Source organism: Sorangium sp. So ce448 (assembly GCF_051520915.1).
In the GTDB taxonomy this organism is placed as follows: Bacteria; Myxococcota_A; Polyangia; order Polyangiales; family Polyangiaceae; genus Sorangium; species Sorangium cellulosum_B.
The window spans coordinates 13,127,156-13,144,744 of record NZ_CP150343.1 but is presented as its reverse complement, the minus strand read 5'-3'; the positions used below and the strand labels follow the sequence as shown (position 1 = coordinate 13,144,744).

The 17,589-nt window shown below is 69.8% G+C and carries 12 protein-coding genes and 1 pseudogene; 4 read left to right on the top strand and 9 right to left on the bottom strand.

Annotated elements, in window-relative coordinates; translation table 11 throughout:
• The first annotated feature begins 221 nt into the window (after nucleotides 1–221).
• Nucleotides 222–1,274: an alpha/beta hydrolase family esterase gene (locus tag WMF45_RS49450; RefSeq protein WP_437714226.1), complete on the top strand. Its 1,053-nt coding sequence runs from the start codon at nucleotides 222–224 to the stop codon at nucleotides 1,272–1,274.
• A gap of 78 nt (nucleotides 1,275–1,352) precedes the next feature.
• On the top strand, nucleotides 1,353–2,618 hold the full coding sequence (locus WMF45_RS49445; RefSeq protein ID WP_437714224.1) for a DUF3237 domain-containing protein: 1,266 nt from the start codon (nucleotides 1,353–1,355) through the stop codon (nucleotides 2,616–2,618).
• A gap of 48 nt (nucleotides 2,619–2,666) precedes the next feature.
• On the opposite strand, the gene WMF45_RS49440 is transcribed toward WMF45_RS49445, so the two are convergent.
• The 4 genes and pseudogenes from WMF45_RS49440 to WMF45_RS49425 all read right to left on the bottom strand — a co-directional run.
• Complete coding sequence (locus WMF45_RS49440; RefSeq protein WP_437714222.1) at nucleotides 2,667–3,656, bottom strand: tetratricopeptide repeat protein; 990 nt, start codon at nucleotides 3,654–3,656, stop codon at nucleotides 2,667–2,669.
• A 48-nt stretch (nucleotides 3,657–3,704) separates the two neighbouring features.
• Complete coding sequence (locus WMF45_RS49435; RefSeq protein WP_437714220.1) at nucleotides 3,705–6,773, bottom strand: nSTAND1 domain-containing NTPase; 3,069 nt, start codon at nucleotides 6,771–6,773, stop codon at nucleotides 3,705–3,707.
• A 162-nt stretch (nucleotides 6,774–6,935) separates the two neighbouring features.
• A complete protein-coding gene (locus WMF45_RS49430; RefSeq protein WP_437719692.1) occupies nucleotides 6,936–8,723 on the bottom strand; it encodes a glucosyltransferase-I in 1,788 nt (595 codons plus the stop codon).
• A gap of 213 nt (nucleotides 8,724–8,936) precedes the next feature.
• A pseudogene (locus WMF45_RS49425) lies at nucleotides 8,937–9,254 on the bottom strand (hypothetical protein); the annotation flags it as partial.
• 248 nt (nucleotides 9,255–9,502) lie between these two features.
• Here WMF45_RS49425 and WMF45_RS49420 point away from each other — a divergent pair.
• Nucleotides 9,503–10,990 carry a sigma 54-interacting transcriptional regulator gene (locus tag WMF45_RS49420; RefSeq protein ID WP_437714218.1) on the top strand — a complete coding sequence of 496 codons (1,488 nt, stop codon included), beginning with the start codon at nucleotides 9,503–9,505 and terminating at the stop codon, nucleotides 10,988–10,990.
• Nucleotides 10,991–11,085: 95 nt separating this feature from the next.
• On the opposite strand, the gene WMF45_RS49415 is transcribed toward WMF45_RS49420, so the two are convergent.
• Nucleotides 11,086–12,114 (bottom strand): hypothetical protein, encoded by a 1,029-nt coding sequence (locus WMF45_RS49415; RefSeq protein ID WP_437714216.1) that lies wholly within the window; start codon nucleotides 12,112–12,114, stop codon nucleotides 11,086–11,088.
• Nucleotides 12,115–12,631: 517 nt separating this feature from the next.
• On the opposite strand from WMF45_RS49415, the gene WMF45_RS49410 reads away from it, so the two are divergent.
• Nucleotides 12,632–12,841 carry a hypothetical protein gene (locus WMF45_RS49410; protein WP_437714214.1) on the top strand — a complete coding sequence of 70 codons (210 nt, stop codon included), beginning with the start codon at nucleotides 12,632–12,634 and terminating at the stop codon, nucleotides 12,839–12,841.
• 128 nt (nucleotides 12,842–12,969) lie between these two features.
• On the opposite strand, the gene WMF45_RS49405 is transcribed toward WMF45_RS49410, so the two are convergent.
• The 4 genes from WMF45_RS49405 to WMF45_RS49390 form a co-directional block, all read right to left on the bottom strand.
• Entirely contained in the window at nucleotides 12,970–14,001 is a 1,032-nt protein-coding gene (locus WMF45_RS49405) for a hypothetical protein (protein ID WP_437714212.1), read from the bottom strand.
• On the bottom strand, nucleotides 13,998–14,666 hold the full coding sequence (locus tag WMF45_RS49400) for a hypothetical protein (RefSeq protein ID WP_437714211.1): 669 nt from the start codon (nucleotides 14,664–14,666) through the stop codon (nucleotides 13,998–14,000). The genes WMF45_RS49405 and WMF45_RS49400 overlap by 4 nt, the downstream gene beginning before the upstream one ends.
• 277 nt (nucleotides 14,667–14,943) lie before the next feature.
• Entirely contained in the window at nucleotides 14,944–16,119 is a 1,176-nt protein-coding gene (locus WMF45_RS49395; RefSeq protein WP_437714209.1) for a glycosyltransferase family 4 protein, read from the bottom strand.
• A complete protein-coding gene (locus WMF45_RS49390) occupies nucleotides 16,116–17,486 on the bottom strand; it encodes a phenylacetate--CoA ligase family protein (RefSeq protein WP_012241528.1) in 1,371 nt (456 codons plus the stop codon). The genes WMF45_RS49395 and WMF45_RS49390 overlap by 4 nt, the downstream gene beginning before the upstream one ends.
• Between the last annotated feature and the right edge of the window lie 103 nt (nucleotides 17,487–17,589).

The window sequence follows — 17,589 nt, the reverse complement described above, 5'->3', positions numbered from 1 at the left end:
GCCGCTTCGAGCTCGCCCCTCGCCCGCGTCGTCCAGTCCGCCCTCCGGGCGTGACATCTCGCATCGCGTTATGGGCGAGGTTGCCTATGCCTCACGCCCGAAGCATAGGCGAATATGCCTATGCCTCGGGCGTGGGGCATAGCGTACGACGTCGTCGCAGATCACCTGCATCGGGTGATGCGCGGACGGACGGCGATCTTGGAATAGAGAGGCGGGGACGAATGAAAACGCTTCGCAATTTCGGCGCGATCGGTCCAGGGCTCGTTGCGCTCGCGGCGTTCGCGGCGCTGGGCTGCGTCAGCCAGGGAGAAGCAACGACCGCGGGATCTTCCGGCGGCGCCGCCGGAGGGCCCGCTGGGCCCGGATCCAGCGCCTCCGGCGCCACGGGGAGCACGTCGGCAACCGGTGGCTCGTCGGCAACCGGTGGCTCGTCGGGGACGGTCAGCGGCGCCGGCGGCAGCGGCGGGCACCCGGGCTCGGGGGAAACCGGCGCGGGCGGCGGGAGCGTTGTCGGCTCCGGCTCGAGCGGCGCTGGAGGAGCGGCGCAGAGCGCGGGCTGCGGCAGCGCGACCGCGCCGAAGAGCGGCCGTTTCAGCGTCGATGTCGGGGGCGCGACGCGCGAGTACATCCTCGCCGTACCGGACGGCTACGATCCGAAGCACCCTTACCGGCTGATCTTCGCCTGGCATCCCCGCGGCGGCTCGGCCGAGCAGGTCGCGACCGGGTTCGGCGGCGGCTACTACGGCCTCCAGAGCCGCGCCGACGGCTCGGCGATCTTCGTCTCGCCCGAGGGCATCGACCAGGGCTGGGCGAACACGGGGGGCCGCGACATCGCGTTCCTCCGCGCCATGCTCGACCGCTTCCGCGCCGAGCTCTGCATCGACGAGAGCAGGATCTTTTCGACGGGGTTCAGCTACGGCGGCATGATGTCCTACGCGATCGGCTGCGCGATGGGCGACGACTTCCGCGCCATCGCCTCCATGTCCGGCGCGATCTACAGCGGCTGCGAGGACGGCGACCATCCCGTGGCCATGTGGGGCGCCCACGGCAAGAGCGACAACGTGGTTCCGCTCGAGAACGGTCAGAGCGCTCGCGATATCTTCCTCGAGCGAAACCACTGCGGTCAGCAGACCACACCGGTCGAGCCGAGCCCCTGCGTCAGCTACGAGGGCTGCGACGCGGGCTATCCGGTCGTCTGGTGCGAGTTCGACGGGGGCCACGCCCCGCAGAACAACTCCGGCGAGTCGATCTGGAGCTTCTTCTCGCAGTTCTGAGGCGGGTGTCGCTCGAACCAGCGCCACGTCTCAGGGTGCATCGAATCGCAGCGTGCGATTGAATGGATGGGTCCGGCCATGGTGATCAAAAATCTGCCAGCGAAGCTCTTGATAACTGGAATCCTGGGCATCTGCTCCGGAGGGTGTGGCTCGTCGACCGACGATACCAGCGGAGGGACGACGAGCAGCAGCTCGGGCGGCGCGGCGTCGAGCGGCTCCGTCGGAGCGACAGGCACGGGCGGCGACGCCGGCACGGGCGGCGCGGGCAGCGGAACCACCGCGGGCAGCGGAACCACGGGAGCCGGCGGCGCCGAGGAGACGGGCAGCGGCGGCAGCGGCGGCGCTGGCGGGATGCCCGGCGCTGGCGGGAGCGACAACGGCAGCGGTGAGGCGACGATCGTCCCCGATCCGTCGTGGACCTGCGGGATGCCGGGCGGCATTCCGCTCCCCACGCGCGGCGAGCTCGTCCTCCGGGCGACGCTCCAGCTCGGCGAGACCCACGATGTCGGGACCACCCAGTTCGGACACCGCCGCCTCCTCGACGTGAAGGGGGGCACGCTCACGGGCGACAAGATCCAGGCCACGTTCCTCACGGGCGGCATGGACCTCGAGCTCACGCTGTCGAACGGATCCGTCGAGCTCGAGGAGATCAACATCCTGAAAGCGAGCGATGGCACCAGCATCTTGATGCGGACCTGCGGCGTGGCCGCCGCCGGCGATGACGTCGTCCGGATCGTCCCGGACTTCGAGGTCGCCACCTCGAGCTCGCTCGCGTGGCTCAACACCGGGAAGTTCGCGGGCACCCGTGTCGTCGACGCCGCGGCGGGCACGATCCAGCTCGACATCTACGACATCAGCGAGGTGGCCGCCGGAGAGCCGAAGATCCAGCTCAAGGATCCCGAGGGCGTCGCGAACCAATCGTGGGAGTGCTCGAAGGTGACCGGAGCGAAGGGCTCGAGCGTGTTCACCGAGTCCGTCACGCTCGGCGGATCCGTGTCTGTCGGCGCGAGCAAGCGCGGCACGCGCAACATCATTCCCATCACCGGGGGCACGGTCACCGGCGGAATGCTGCTGAGCGGCCTGTCGGGCTCGGTGCTCCCCGGAGGCGCGGATTACCAGCTCATCGGATCGACCACGGTGCTGGACGCCCGGTACGCGCTGTCCTCGAAGGACGGCGAGGTCATCGTGGTGAGGAACTGCGGACCGTTCGGCGCGCTCATTCCTGTCTTCGAGACGCGCGCGGACGGCCCCTATGCGATCCTCAACACGAAGCAATATGTGAGCTCCGACCCGGGCGGCGCGGCGGGCGGCGGGGTGAGCCTCACCTTCTACGAGCGCAAATAGAACGGCAGCGCCGCGGTGACACCGGCGCCGTCCGGTGCCTTCGGCGCTTCAAAAGGAAAGCCGAGCCGACAGCCCGGCCGCCGCGCCCGACGCCCCGGGCACGATCCGGAGCTCGACGCCGCCTTGATCCTCGGTGCGATACGTCCGCGACAGGTTGAGGAACACGAGGGCCGCGCCTGCCGCCAGGGTCGCGCCGCCGGCGATGAACAGGCCGGTGGCGACACGGCTCTCCGTCGTACCCCGACTCGACGTGTCCGTCGTCGTTGGAGCGCAGCCCGACGTGCAGGTCTCTTCAAACTGCTGCTCCGCCTGCTCCAGATGCTCGTCGGCCTGCCAGCGCAACACCGCACCAGCCAGCCCGAGGCCCGCCCCGGCCCCGACCACGGCCCAGGGTTTCCAGGCGGACCACCTGCGCACCGTGATGATGCCGTCGGCGCTCAGCTTGAGCACGCCCGAGGCCTGGACCCCGGCGAGCACGACGACGGGCTCGACGAGCGGGAAATACCCCGCCTTCCTCGCGCTGACGACGTGCTCTCCGGGCGTCACGAACCGGCGCGCCGAACCAGGACCGAGGAACCACGGCCTCCCGTCGAGCAGCACCTCGGCGCCGGGCTCACCGCAGCGCATCTCGACGACGGCCAGCTCGCGCTCGACGAGCTCCTTCATCAGCGAGCGCGCCTCTTCAAGGTCCTCGGGCTCGAGCGACGCCGGCCCCCACCGGAGCGAGAGGCGCAGGTTCTCGTAGGCAAGCAGCGGCATCCCCATCATCTTGAGCACCCTGCCCAGATAGAACCGGAGATCCGGGTGCTCCCACAGGGCGAGCGCCTCCTCGTACTTCTTCTTGGCATCGCCGAGCACCATCCTTCTGTGCAGGTCCCGCCCCTGCATGAAGAGCTCCAGCGCCGCCTGCTTGCGCTCCTCCGCGACGCCCTCATGCCAGGGGGGCAGCGCCGGCGCGGTCTGAGCCCACGCGGGCACGGCCCGGGACGCGAGGATCGCGATCGAGAGCCATGAACAGATCGCGGCTCGGGTGCTCATCGGCGTCCTCTGCACGGGGAATGGTTCGATGATCTCCCGGAGCGCTTTTTACCTCAAGCGGTCCCGGACCTGCCCGACGGAGCGCTGGATGAGCTGCTCCAGCGCCTCCTTGCTCCGGCGCTCGTCGTCTGCCGCTTGCTTGGCCTTCCGCTCCTCGACGCCGGTCCTGGCCCGCTCGTCATCGGCCTGAGCTTCGGCGCGCCGCGCCTCGGCCTCGGACGCCCGCGCCTCGTCGCGCGCCGTCCGAGCCTCCTCGGCCGCGGCGTGCGCCCTCTCGGTCTCGACCTCGGCCCTGTCCCTGGCCTCCTCGGCCTCCTTCTGCAGCCGCTCGGCCCGGTTCCGCTGCTCTTCCGTGCTCATCCTCGCCTGCTCGGCGGCTTGTCGAGACGCCGTCTCTCTCGCGAGCGCCTCCTCGAGGCTGTCCTCGGTCCGGCGGATGTCCGCGAGCTGCGCGCTGATGACCCGGTTCTGGCGGACCACCGTGACGATCCCCGCGGCGGCGCCGACGACCAGGAGGGCCAGGCTCGCGATGGTTCCGACGATGAGATTGCGCTTCCGGCGCTGCGCCTGGCCGGCCAGCCTGACCACGGCGTCGAGGTAGCGCTGCTCTCGCTCGGGCAGCCGGCGCGCCGACCGCTCCGAGAAGCGGCGCGCTTCCTCCGCGAGCTTGCCGCGCCACAAGAGGTCATCCGCGCGGCCGCTCGATTCCCACGGCCGCGCCGCCGCGCGCAGCTTGTCGAGGAACACCGAGTCTTCCTGGTTCTCGTCGAGCCAGCGCTGCAACGTCGGCCAGCGCGCGATGAGCGACTCGTGCACGATCTCCACCTTGCCGCCGGCGTTGTCGCCCCCCGTCTCGATGGCGAGGAGCCGCGCGTCGGCCAGCAGGTGGACGACGCGCTCGATCTCGTCCGGATCCCCGTCCCCGGGCAGCTCGCGGAGCTCTTCCAGGCTGGCCATGGCCCGCGTGCGCTCGGGCGTGACCAGGCGCTCCAGGATGGCCCGGCAGAGCTTCGTCTGACCACCGCTGAGCCCGGCCAGCACCGCGTCGGCGTGGCTCGCCAGCGCTCCCGCCACGCCGCCGATGGCCTCGTAGCTCGCCCGCGTGAGCAGCCGCCGCTCGCGGTCGCGCATGTCCCACAGCCTGGCCGCGGTGAACTGCAGGATGGGGAGGGCGCCTGGGGTCGTCTCCAGCACATCGAGGATGCCCTCGACCATCGCCGGGTCCTCGATCTCGTACCGCGCCGCCTGGACCGGCTTCAAGAGCGCCTCGCGCAGCCCTTCCCGGCCGATGGGCGAGAGGAACACGAGGCCGCGGGTCACCCCCGCCATGAAGCGCCTGTCCTCGGCCACCCGCTCGATGAAGTCCGAGCGGGTGGAGAGGATGACGCGGAGGGGCGAGGAGGCGTCGTCGGCGACGCCTTCGAGGCACGAGAAGAAGGCGGCGCGCTCTCGGGCGCCGCACGACAGGGTGTAGAGCTCCTCGAACTGGTCGACGAACAGCACGATGCGCCGCTGGGTCCGGGCGGACCACGCGCGCAGCGCGGCGCCCAGATGGCCGGGCTCGGCGCGCAGCCGCTCGATCACCTGCCCGCGCTCGGCCACCTGCCCGCGCTCGGCCACCTGCCCGCGCTCGGCCACCTGCCCGCGCTCGGCCACCTGCCCGCGCTCGGCCTCACGGCCGCGCGCCGCCGGCGAGCCGACCTCGCCCTGCTCCAGGAGGGATGGATGGTGGAGCAGCTCGGCGAGCGCCGCCATGGGCTCGCGCCCGGGCCGCAGGACGAGCGACTCCCACCCGGCCCCCGAGCGCTTGAGCGCCGGGATGATCCCCGCCCTCACAAGCGATGATTTCCCTACCCCCGACGCGCCGACGATCGCGAGGAGCGGCTGGCTCTTCAGGCGCGCGACCATGCCGGCGATGTCGTCGTCGCGGCCGAAGAAGCGGTCCGCGTCGACCTCCTGGAACGCCGAGAGGCCGGCGAATGGGCTCTCGTCGGCGCCGAGGACGACCTCGCGGCGCCCCGGCAGGAGCGGCAGGAGCTCGGCCAGGAGCTGCCGCGCCGAGGCGATGCGCTCGGATGTCCGCCTGCGCAGGCACCGCTCGATGATCGGTCCGAGCGCGCCCAGCTCGGCGCGCATCCCGCCGATCTTCCGGACGGACGCGTCGAGCGCGGCGAGGCGCGCGCCGACCGTCATCGCCCCGTCGAACGGGCGCGCGCCGGTCACGAGCTCATAGAGCATGATCCCCACGGCCCAGATGTCCGTCGCCTGGTCGATCTCCTCTCCGGCCTGCTGCTCGGGGGACATGTAGGCCAGCGTCCCCATGACGGCCCCTTCGCGCGTCAGGGTCAGCTCGCTCCCGGGAGCAGGGGGCTCGCACGTGACGGCGGCGTCGACGTCGAGCAGCTTGGCGATGCCGAAATCGAGCACCTTGATCGCTCCGGACGGCTCCAACATGATGTTTTCCGGCTTGAGATCGCGGTGCACGATGCCGAGCTGATGGGCGCACACGAGGGCGCGCACCACGGGCACCATCAGCTCCACCGCGGCGCTCGTCGACACCGAGGTGGCCGCGACGCCCGCTGGCGCGCCCGCCGGCCTCCGCTGCGCCATCCACGCGCGGAGGCTCTGGCCCTCGATGTATTCGAGCACCATGTAAGGATACCCGTTGTGCTCGTTCACATCGTGGATGGTCACGATGTTCTCGTGCTTGCAGAGCGCGGTGGCGCGGGCCTCGACAAGGAATCGGTCGAGCCGGGAGCCGGTCAGCGTCGTGACGAGCTTGATCGCCACCAGGCGGCCCAACCGGACGTCGCGGGCCAGAAAGACCGTTCCCATGCCCCCGCGGCCGAGCTCGCGGATGAGCTCGTAGTGACCGAGGGACGTCCCGGCGTCGATGGGCAGGTCGCGCGGCGCTCGCCGCGCAGGGCCGGTCCTGGGCCCGGTGAGCTCCACCGCATGGAGATCGTTGTCGGTGCTCCAGGTCGCCGACGGGTACATCCCCTCTTCTGACTCCGGACGTCCCCTCCGGCTCGGCGGCGCGGCGACCGCCTCCTCGTCGACGGCAGAGGCGGCGGATTCGCCCACAGCAGCGAAGCGTATTTCCTTCATCGGGCTCATGACAATCTCACCGCACGAACCCGACAGGCTCATGCCTGTGGGCCGGAAGCCTGGCCGTCGCGTCCGCCGTACGCCGGTCCCCGGCGCCGCGGCGCGCAGAGAGGCTCCGGGGCGTCCATCGCAGCGCGAAGCCAACCGGAACCAAGCATCCGTCCTCGGCCTTCAGCGGCTGAGCGCTGTCCGGCGGAGCCGATAGCTGCGTTGGCCGAGGCTCTGCTTGTCGAAAAAAAACACATTACCCAAAGAATCACCCCATACCGCCTGTGCTCCCCAACGCATGGGCAGCCAAGAACCACCGTCGAAGTGCAGCACGCCGCCGTCGACGGCGAAGACGTCGTTGGGCCCGCTGCCCCACAGGTCGGTAAACGCAAAATCGCGCACCGATGCCGTCGCCGTCCAAGAGCTGCCGTCGAAGTGCAGGATGGCGCCATTATCCCCGACGGCGAAGACGTCGCTCGGTCCGCTCCCCCACACGTGGAAGAGGGCCACATCGACCGGCGATACCATCGTCGTCCAGGAGCTGCCGTCGAAATGCAGCACGGTGCCCCGCTCTCCGACGGCGAACACATCGCTCGGCCCGCTCCCCCATACGCCGTTGAGCATCTGATCGATGCCCTCTACAGACATTGGTGTCCAGGAGCGACCGTCATAGTGCAGCACCGTCGACGACGCCCCGACGGCGAAGACGTCGCTCGCTCCGCTTCCCCACACGGCGCTGAGATGCACATCGACCGTCGATTCCATCGCCGTCCATGAGCTGCCGTCGAAATGCAGCACGGTGCCCAGCGTTCCGACGGCGAAGACGTCGCTCGGTCCGCTCCCCCACACGCCGGTGAGATGCACATCGACCGTCGATTCCATCGCCGTCCATGAGCTGCCGTCGAAATGCAGCACGGTGCCCCACAATCCGACGGCGAAGACGTCGCTCGCTCCGCTTCCCCATAGATCGAAAACGTGAATGGTCTTGTCATCGGCCTCGACAGGCAGCTCTCCCAGGGTGATGCCATCGAAATGCATCACGCCGCCGAAGAAGCTGGCGAAGACGTCGCTCGGACCGCTGCCCCACACGGCACTGATCTCCTCGATGCCCGACCCAATCTCATCGAGCGGTGAGGTCATCTTCGTCCAGGCGCGGCCGTCGAAGTGCGCCAGGACATTTCCGACGGCGTAGACGTTGCTCGCGCTGCTGCCCCACACGTTGTAAACTCCCACCTCGAACGGCCAAGGCATCTTTGTCCAGGAATTTCCGTCGAAATGCAGCGCGCCCCCTTCTCCGACGGCGAAGACGTCGCTCGGAGCGCTGCCCCACACGTCGCTCAGATTCACATCGACCGACGAAATCATCTTCGTCCAGTAATTTCCGTCAAAATGCAGCACGGTGCCCCCCGCCCCGACAGCGAAGACTTCGCTCTGGTCGCTCTGGTCGCTCGGACCGATGCCCCACACGCCGCTCAGATTCACATCGACCGGCGAAATCATCTTCGTCCAGGAGCGGCCGTCGAAGCGGGCCAAGGTGCCCCCAGCGCCGACGGCGAAGACGTCATTCGGGCCGCTGCCCCACACGTCCCTAGGAGCCCCCTCGTAGGGCCAGGGCATCCGAGTCCATGAGTCTCCGTCATAGTGCAGCACGAGGCCGGTGGCTCCGGCGCCGCGGCCCTCGAATCCGACGGCGAAGACGTCGCTCGGACCGCTGCCCCACACGCCGCTCAGCCATGCGCTCGCATCGACCGGTAACGAGATCAATGTCCAGACGGTGCCGTCGTAATGAGCCAGGGTGTCCCCGGCCCCGACGGCGTAGACGTCGCGCGCTCCGCTTCCCCACATATCGAGGAGATACGCCGTTCTCGGCACATCCGTTTTGCGCCAATTGAAGTCGCCGCAGCCCACGACGTCCAGCGAGTCGCAGGCGCGCGAGCAGGCAGGGCGGCCGAAATCGTAACGGAGATCCACGCAGGAGGCGGCCAAAGGAAAGGCGGGGTCACACTGCTCCTCCTCCGCGACCTCGCCGTCGCCGCAATGAAGCCGGCAGTCCAGGCGGCACACCCCGCCCGCCGACGCGTTCTGGCGATCGCTGCACACCGGCTCCCGGGGCGCGACGGCATCGGCGCCGCAGTCACACGCCTCGCCTGGGTCGCGGACCGCGTTGCCGCACACCTCCCGCTGGCAGGTCGCGCCGCACCCGTCGCCCGCCGCGACGTCGCCCTCGTCGCACTCCTCGCCGGGATCGACGATCCCGTTGCCGCACTCCTCCCGCCGGCAGGTCGCGCCGCACCCGTCGCCCGCCGCGACGTCGCCCTCGTCGCACTCCTCGCCGCGCTCGACGATCCCGTTGCCGCAGACGTTCCGCGGCGTATCCTGCGGCACGCACCGCGGCGCTCCATCCGAATCGACGCACTCGTAAGCCGCCAGGCAGTAGCCGTTCCCGCACGGAGTGGACACGTCGCTCGCGCACGCGGCCGCGACGAGGAGGAGGCTCGACATCAAGAACACATGTTGATTCATGACGAGGAACCCTCCTGTCGCCATCGATCGCCATCGATCGCCATCGAGAGCAACCCATTTGCCATGGATGCCCGCCTGGAAGCTAGCCTCCCATCGGCGCGTCCTGCGCGCCCTCACGTCGCATGGCTGGCGCACGGGCCAGGCGCAGGGCGTCCTGAGCGCGCCCCTCGCCGAGGAGCGGCGGCGCTGAGCTCCGTCCACCGCGGCGGGTGCCCCCTGCACAGGACATGCGAGCCGCGTTACACTCCGCGGTGATCGTGGCGCCCTTTGCACCGAACACGACCCTGGACGACGCGCCCGGCCCTCCGTCGGAGCACCGCGGCCTCCGGAAGCCAAGGCCCGGGCTGCTCCTGATCTTCTCGGTGGATGGCCCCCGCTGCGATGTGCTCCCGCTGGAGGACGGCGAGATCGAGCTCGGGCGATGCGAGGTAGCGGGCGTGCTCCTGGACGACAAGCGGATGTCGCGAGCGCACGCGCGCGTGCGCTGGATCGAGGGCGAGTGGCAGGTCGAGGATCTCGACAGCCGGAACGGCACCTGGCTCGATGGCGTCCCGCTCATCGGCACGCGCGCCGGCGCCGAGCTCCGGATCGTGCGCACAGGCTGGTCGGTGTTCTTGCTCCAGGCCGACGTGGAGCCGTTCCGCGCGGGGATCTCGCGCGCCGAGGGCACGATCCTCGGCCCGACCCTCGCCCGCACGTGGGATGCGATCGGTCGGGCGGCGAGCCTCGGGACGACGCTGCACATCACCGGCGAGAGCGGAACGGGTAAGGAGCACGCGGCGCGGGCCTTCCACGTCCTCGGCCCGCGGCGCGATGGGCCCTTCGTCGCCGTGAACTGCGCCGCCATCCCCGAGGTGCTGGCCGAGCGGCTGCTCTTCGGCGCGCGCAAAGGGGCGTACTCGGGCGCCGCGGCGGACGCCGAGGGCTACGTGCAGGCAGCGCACGGCGGGGTGCTCTTTCTCGACGAGGTAGCCGAGCTCGACCTCGGGGTGCAGGCGAAGCTCCTGCGGGCGCTGGAGGCGAAGGAGGTGATCCCCCTCGGGGCCTCGCGGCCGGTGAGCGTGGATTTCGCGCTGGTCTCGGCGACCCACAGGGATTTGCGAGCCCAGATGGCCGCGGGGAAGCTGCGCGACGATCTCTTCTTCCGCATCGCGCGGCCTTCGGTCCGCGTGCCGCCGCTGAGCGAGCGATCGGAGGACATCCCGTGGCTCGTCGATGCGGCCCTGCGACATGCGACGCCGGCTGGCGCGCACGCCGAGACGACCGCGCCCGCTCGGGCGCATGCGTCGCTGATCGAGGCGTGCCTCCTGCGGGCGTGGCCAGGAAACATTCGAGAGCTCACCGCAGAGATCCGGGCAGCAGCGCAGGAGGCGCACCTTGCGGGCAGCTCGGTGGTGCACGAGCAGCACCTCTCCCCGTCGGCGGGGCGGCGGAGCGTCCCTGAGCCACCAGCGGGCATGTCCGGCGGGGTCCTGGGCGAGACCGTGAAGGACACCGCGCAGGCGCAGCGGGACACCGCGCAGGCGCAGCGGCCGGCGGCGGAGGAGGGGCCCTCGCGGCGGGCAGCGGCGCGGCCCGCCGCGGCGGAGATCGAGGCGGCGCTGCACCGTGAAAACGGCAACGTGATGCGCGCGGCCCGGGCGCTCGGCATGCACCGGACCCAGCTCTACCGCTGGCTCGCGCAACGCGCGGCGGGCGGGAACGAAGAAGGGTGAGGCTGCGGGCCCGCGTGCGGCGCTCGCTCGGCCAATCACGAGGGGACAACCTTGTACGAACTGAAGGCGGTCGGGGTCCGACGAGGGGGCAACCGCTACCAGGGCCTCGGGATGTGGTCGGCCATCGCCTCCGACGTCTCCCGCGCCGCGCGGACCGCCCCGAGCCAGTGGACCTGGGCCGGATCGCCCTCCCACGGCGGCGCCTCGCGCCAGTGCGCGTCCCAGTACTCGCGCGCGGCCGCCTCGGCCGTCGCGAGCTCGCTCTCGTCCTCGGGCGCGTCCTCGACGCGATCTGCGAAGTACCGCCACGGTTCCGAGTCGCGGTGGCTCCGCTTCGACCGAGGGGGCGCAGGATCCCCGTCGGGGAGTCCATCGCTGCTCCGGAGATAGGCCTCGTAGGCGCTCTGCGCCACCGCGCGGCGCCGGCTTACGATGACCCAGTGCGCGCAGGTCTCGCGGTACGCCTCGGCCCAGGCGCGGTCCTCCTCGGGCACGTCCTCTCGCCAGGCGCTGGCATAGAGCTCACGTAGCGCCTGTCTGATTTTCGTGCTCTCCTCCACACCCTTGCTGTCGTGCCACTGTACCAGGAGGGTTCGATTGCGCTCTGCGCTCGGTCCAGGAAGCTCCAAGCTGTTCAACGTGCCGCGCCAAAAATAGGGCGGGTCTAACAGCCGAGGGATGTTCCGCTTCGTGGAGAAGGGTCTCTCGCTTCGTCCCAGCCGGAAGCCCCGCTGGAAGGCGCGGAGCGCCTCGGGGCCGTCGCCCTGGGCCACATCGTCGGCCGTCAGCAGCTTCCAGAGATAGGTCCTGTCCAGGCGCGCGAGCGCCTCGGCCTCCGTGGTCGGCTTTCGCTCGAGAGCCCCATAACCGGCAACGAACGCCCGCTTCACGGCGGCGATCAGCATCGGCCACGGCGGGGCCGCTCTGCCGTCGACCCAGTGGTTGAACTCTTTCCGGTGCGCCTCGGCCCACGCGCGATCCTCCTCCTCTGACAGATCGTCTCGCCATGCCGTGCCGCACACCTCGCCCAGTTTCTGGAGTGAGGACTTCCATTTTCGTGGGTCCTTGGTCGTGAACATGACCGACCCATTGCCCGCCTCGCGCACGACGAGATGATGTTTCACGGTTGATCCCAACCAGCGGCGACACGCGGACGTCTCATACCCCTCCCTCCTGAGCGTGGCGCACGCTACACCGCGCCGCGTCGCCGGACAAGACGTCCCGCGGGCCGTACAGCGCGAGCGGCAAGACTCCCCTTGTGAGCACGGCGCCCGCAACGTCGGCCTTCGTGGTCCCCTCACATGCGGCGACGATGGCAATCACCAGGCTCAGCGGCGAGCCGTGGCTCAGCGCCACCCGCGACTGCTTGCCACGTGGACGAAATCGAAGGCCACGCGTTCACCTATCTCTACTGCGGGAAGTTGCCCCGGATCAGAAGAAAAACCGCCAAGCCGCCAAGCCGCCAAGGGGAGAAGGGGAAGGGGGGCCGTCCGGGCATCCCCCCCCTATTCCCCGTTTTTCTTGGCGTCCTTGGCGGCTTGGCGGTTCGCTTCCCCGGCCGACTTCCCGTAGTAGAGCTATAGAGCAGACATAAGCTGTCGTGCGCTGCGAAAGCTATCGCTCGGCCGGCTCAAGCTCATCGTGTGGGAGCGTGACGAGCGGCAGGAGGCGTCGAAGGCCGAATACCGGATCGCGGACAGTGGCACGTCGGGGGATCTCGGCTCGCAGATCAGCGCCTGCCGTCTCTCGGACCTGTCGGGCGGCAGTTCGGGCGCCGGCGACGTGGTGGTGGCGATGCGGAACAGCAGCTCGCGGCCCACGCTCATCTCGTGGCGCATCGGCGCCCCGTAGGCGCAACAGCGCAGCCCCCTGATCCGGCACGGCGACTGACGAACCGAACGGATCCGAGAGGTCGCCCCGGGCCACGCTCTTGGCGGCCAGAGGCACGACGGCCACGGCGGCGGGCGTCCTGGGTAAAGCTACCAGGGCCTCGGGATATGGTCGGCCATCTCCGCCGACGTCTTCCGCGCGGCGCGGACCGCCGCGAGCCAGTGGACCTGGTCCGGGTCGCTCTCCCACGGCGGCGCCTCGCGCCAGCGCGCGTCCCAGTACTCGCGCGCGGCCGCCTCGGCCGTCGCGAGCTCGCTCTCGTCCTCGGGCGCGTCCTCGACGCGATCCGCGAAGGCCAGCCATGGTTTCGCGTCGTCATGGAGTGGTCTCAACGAGGGTGGCGCAGGCGCCCCGTCGAGGATTCCGTCGCTGCTCCGGAGATAGGCCTGGTAGGCGCTCTGCGCCACCGCGTCGCGCCGGTGGACGACGACCCAGTGCGCGCACGACTCGCGGTACGCCTCGGACCACGCGCGATCCTCCTCGGGTACATCATCGCGCCAGGCGCTCGCGTGGAGCTCGCGCAGCGCTCGCTGGCTCGCCTCCACGTCCTCCCGACTCGCGCCGCTCGCGCGCCACGTGGCCACGAGGGCTCGCTCGCGAGCTGCGCTCGGTCCCTGCAAGTTCGCCTCCGCCTGCTGGCGGTACCAGTGATAGGGAGGATCCACCATCCGGGGGATGTTCCCCTTCGTGGAGAAGGGCCTCTGGCCTCGTCCCAGCCGGAAGCCCCGCTGGAAGGCGCGGAGCGCCTCGGGGCCGTCGCCCTGGGCCACATCGTCGGCCGTCAGCAGCTTCCAGAGATAGGTCCTGTCCAGGCGCGCGAGCGCCTCGGCCTGCGTGATCGGCTTTCGCTCGAGAGCCCCATAACCGGCAACGAACGCCCGCTTCACGGCGGCGATCAGCATCGGCCACGGCGGGGCGGCTCTGCCGTCGACCCAGTGGTTGAACTCTCTCCGGTACGCCTCGGCCCACGCGCGTTCCTCTTCCTCTAACAGATCGTCTCGCCATGCCGTGCCGCACACCTCGCCCAGGTTCTGGAGGTAGGACTTCCATTTTCGCGGATCCTTGGTCATGAACATGACCGTCCCATTACCCCCCTCGCGCACGATGAGATATCGTTTCACGGTTGATCCCCGCCAGGAGGGTCTGTGGGCTCTCCGCCTGTAGGGAACGAGTCGGACGGTCTGGGAGGGCATCCCCAGCCCTCCCCTGCGCCGAGCGGGCAGAGGAGCGGCGCGAACCGAGGAATAGCCCACCCTGGAGGCGGTCCCGGAAGGGTGATCATGGCTTGGATGATATCATCCGACTCGATCGCATCTATATCGACCATCTTCGGATCCACCTTCTCGGGCTCGTATCGAAAATCCCACACGTACTTGCACTCGATGTCGGTGTACGCGGGCAGCAACTTCTTGATCTCATTCTCCGCGTCAGGGATGACCCACGACGCAAAGTCTTCGGCGCAGAAGAGATAGTTCGGAAGATCGGGCTTCTCCATGAGACAGCGGAGCATATCCTCCACGGTGATGTACTTATTCGGACGATCGTACCATCCGCTCCACATGCCACCCTCGTTGTCGCGGCAGATTACCTTGCCCACCTGGTCGTTCTGGTCCCTTGTCAGCAACCATTCCTTCGCCAGCTCGTGCATGGTCCAGCGCTTCATCTGCGTCAGATTGTCGTGCGGCAGCGCCGCGATCTGACGTCTCAGTTCCTCGCGATCTTCAGGGTCCATGATCGAGCAGCCGACGACGAGCGAAACGAGCACGGCGACACGCAGACGTCTCATACCCCTCCCTCCTGAGCGTGACGCACGCTACACCCCGCCGCGTCGCAGGACAAGACGTCCCGCGGGCCGTACAGCGCGAGCGGCAAGACTCCCCTTGTGAGCACGGCGCTCGCAACGTCGGCCTTCGTGATCCCCTCACCTGCGGCGACGGCGGCACGCACCAGGCTCAACGGCGAGCCGTGGCCCAGCGCCACCCGCGACTGCTTGCCGCGTGGACGAAATCGAAGGCCGCGCGTTCACCTATAGAGCAGACATAAGCTGTCGTGCGCTACGAAAGCTATCGCCCGAGCACCTCGTCATAGAGGTCCTCGTACGCGCGCGCCATGCGGTCGATCCCGAACCGCTCCATCACCCGCGCCCGCCCGCGCAACCCCATCTCCGCGCGATCCTCCCGCACGGCCACCGCCTCGAGCGCGCCCGCCAGGGTCTCCGGCGCTCCGGGCGGCACCAGCAGCCCTGTCTCGCCATCCACCACGATCTCCGGATTGCCCCCCACCCGCGTCGCCACGATCGGCAACCCCGCCGCCGCCGCCTCGATGAGCGTCAGCGAGATCCCCTCCGTCAATGACGCGAGCGCGAACACGTCGAACGCCGGCAAGAGCTCCGCCACGTCCCCGCGCGTGCCCGTGAACGTCACCGCCCCGCCGAGCCCGAGCCGCGCCGCCTGCGCCTCGAGCGCAGGCCGCCGGGGACCGTCGCCGATCAGCGTCAGATGCGCGTCGGGCCGCGTCGCGCGGAGCCGCGCGAAGGCGTCGAGCAGCGTCGCGTGATCCTTCTCCGGCGACAGCCGCGCGACGCACCCCACGTGGTAGCCCGTCGCCGGCACTTCGAGCCGCGCCCTCGCCGCGCCCGCGTCGCCCGGCCGGAACACGTCCGTGTCCACGCCGTTCAAGATCGTCACGACCTTGGCCGGGTCGACATGCTCCACCTCGAGCGCGACCGCCCGCGAGTCGTCGCTCACCGCCACAACCCGGTCCGTGAGCGCCGCGGCCAGCCGGTTGAGCAGCACCTTCCGCTTCTGCTTCGGGTAGTTGCGCCCGTGCTTCGTGTGGATGACGCGCGGCCCGCCGCCGCCAGGGAGCGCCGCCGCCCGCGCGAGGCCCGTCGCGAGCGCGCCATAGAGGTGCGGCCCCGGGTTGTGCGTGTGCACGAGCCTGATCCCCTCGCGCCGCAGCCACGCCGAGAGCCGCAACGGGAGCCCCGGGTCGAGGCCGGGCTTCCGCGAGAGCACAACGAGCGGCACGCCGAGCCGCGCCAGCTCCTCGGCCAGCACGCCGGGCTCCTGCAGCGCGCACACCACCGGCGCGAACCGGTCGCGCGCCATCCTGTCGAGCAGCCGGAGCACCACCCGCTCGAGCCCACCCACGTTGAGCGAGAGCACGACGTGGGCGACCTTCACGGGCCGGCCCGGCGCGGCGGACGGCGCCGGCCGGACCCCGGACGCTCCGATCATGCCGCGGCCCCGCGGCCGAACTCGATCGGCACCTCGGTCATGGTGAAGCGGAACTTCCCCCCCGAGGTGACCGGGATGTCACTGACGAGCTGGACCCGGATGTCCGCCCGCTCCCCGAGGAACCGGCGCAGATCGCGCTCGATGGCCTGCGACGTCTCCGGCCCGTACCCCTCGCCAGGGATGATCTTGATCGTGATCGCCCGCGTCTTGTCCTGGTGGACCTGATACCGCTCCACCGTCGGGTTGTCCTTGAAGAAGTAGGGGAAGAACACGGACGAGAGGAGCTGGCCGTCCGTCCCGACGATCATGTCGAGCACCCGCCCCTCGACCGAGGCGAGCAGCGGCAACCCGCGGCCGCACGAGCAGGCCTTGTCGGCCGCGACCACCACATCCTCGTTCTTGTAACGGAGCAGCGGCATCGACCGGCACACGAGATCGCTCAGGATCACCTCGCCCGGCTCGCCGGGACGCGCGTGCCGGCCGCCGCGCACCACCTCGAGGAAGACGTTCTCGATGTTGAGGTGCTTGCCCTCGTGACGCTCACACTCCGCGCCGATCAGCATCATCTCCCTGCACCCGTAGCGGTCGTAGACCGGCGCCTGGAACGCCCGCTCGATCACCTCGCGCTGGTGAGGGAAGAGCCGCTCCGCCGTCGCGATGATCCCCCTCGGCGTGGGCAGCCGGTGCCCCGTCTCGAGCGCATAGCGCGCCGTGTAGTAGAGAGGGCTCGTGTACCCCACAACGAGGTTCGGCTGGTAGCGCCGGATCTCGTCCACCACCCCCGCGAGCCGCTCCTCCGCCAGGTTCCACGCGCTCACCGTCTTCTTCCGGATCAGCGCCTCGTGCAGCGTGCGCTTCGCCTTCTTCCAGCGGGGCTCCAGGGTCGGAATCCCCCAGATGTACAGCTCCTTGTCCCCGATCCGGCCGCCGGCCCACGCGTCGGAGCGCAGGGCGGCGGCGCTTCTACACTCGTACGTCGCGTGATCGTAAAAGAAGCGCGCCGGCTCTCCGGTCGATCCGCCCGTACCGCTCCTGAAGAGCTTGCCGCGCCACCCATCCGCGATGAGCTCGCTGCCGTGGGCGCGTAGATCGGCTTTGGTCAAAACCGGAAAGCGCGCGAGATCCTCGGGCGCGTGCACGTCCTTGACCCGCACCCCGTATTCGGCGAAGCGGCGCCGGTAGAAGGGCACGCTCTGCTCCGCAAAGCGGAGGGCCGCCAGCATCTTTCTCCAGTTGAGCTCCCTGAGCTCGCGCTCCGGACGCCACTGGGACCGCTCCAGCTCCCCCAGGTAGGCCAGCGTGGCTCTCCCTCGGAGTTTCGTCTCGTAAAACGGAAAGAGCACGTTCCGAAAGAGGGTTGAATACATGGCTGCTGAGGATTCTTTCGAACCTCGGCCACACAGTCAAGCTGCCGCGGCCGGGTCGCCGCTTCCCCACGCACGCGCCACCCACGCGCGCCACCCACGCGCT

Coding starts and splice junctions, on each gene's coding strand:
- WMF45_RS49450 (WP_437714226.1), top strand. CDS start 222: ATGAAAACGCTTCGCAATTTCGGCGCGATCGGTCCAGGGCTCGTTGCG.
- WMF45_RS49445 (WP_437714224.1), top strand. CDS start 1,353: ATGGTGATCAAAAATCTGCCAGCGAAGCTCTTGATAACTGGAATCCTG.
- WMF45_RS49440 (WP_437714222.1), bottom strand. CDS start 3,656: ATGAGCACCCGAGCCGCGATCTGTTCATGGCTCTCGATCGCGATCCTC.
- WMF45_RS49435 (WP_437714220.1), bottom strand. CDS start 6,773: ATGAGCCCGATGAAGGAAATACGCTTCGCTGCTGTGGGCGAATCCGCC.
- WMF45_RS49420 (WP_437714218.1), top strand. CDS start 9,503: ATGCGAGCCGCGTTACACTCCGCGGTGATCGTGGCGCCCTTTGCACCG.
- WMF45_RS49400 (WP_437714211.1), bottom strand. CDS start 14,666: ATGAGACGTCTGCGTGTCGCCGTGCTCGTTTCGCTCGTCGTCGGCTGC.
- WMF45_RS49395 (WP_437714209.1), bottom strand. CDS start 16,119: ATGATCGGAGCGTCCGGGGTCCGGCCGGCGCCGTCCGCCGCGCCGGGC.
- WMF45_RS49390 (WP_012241528.1), bottom strand. CDS start 17,486: ATGTATTCAACCCTCTTTCGGAACGTGCTCTTTCCGTTTTACGAGACG.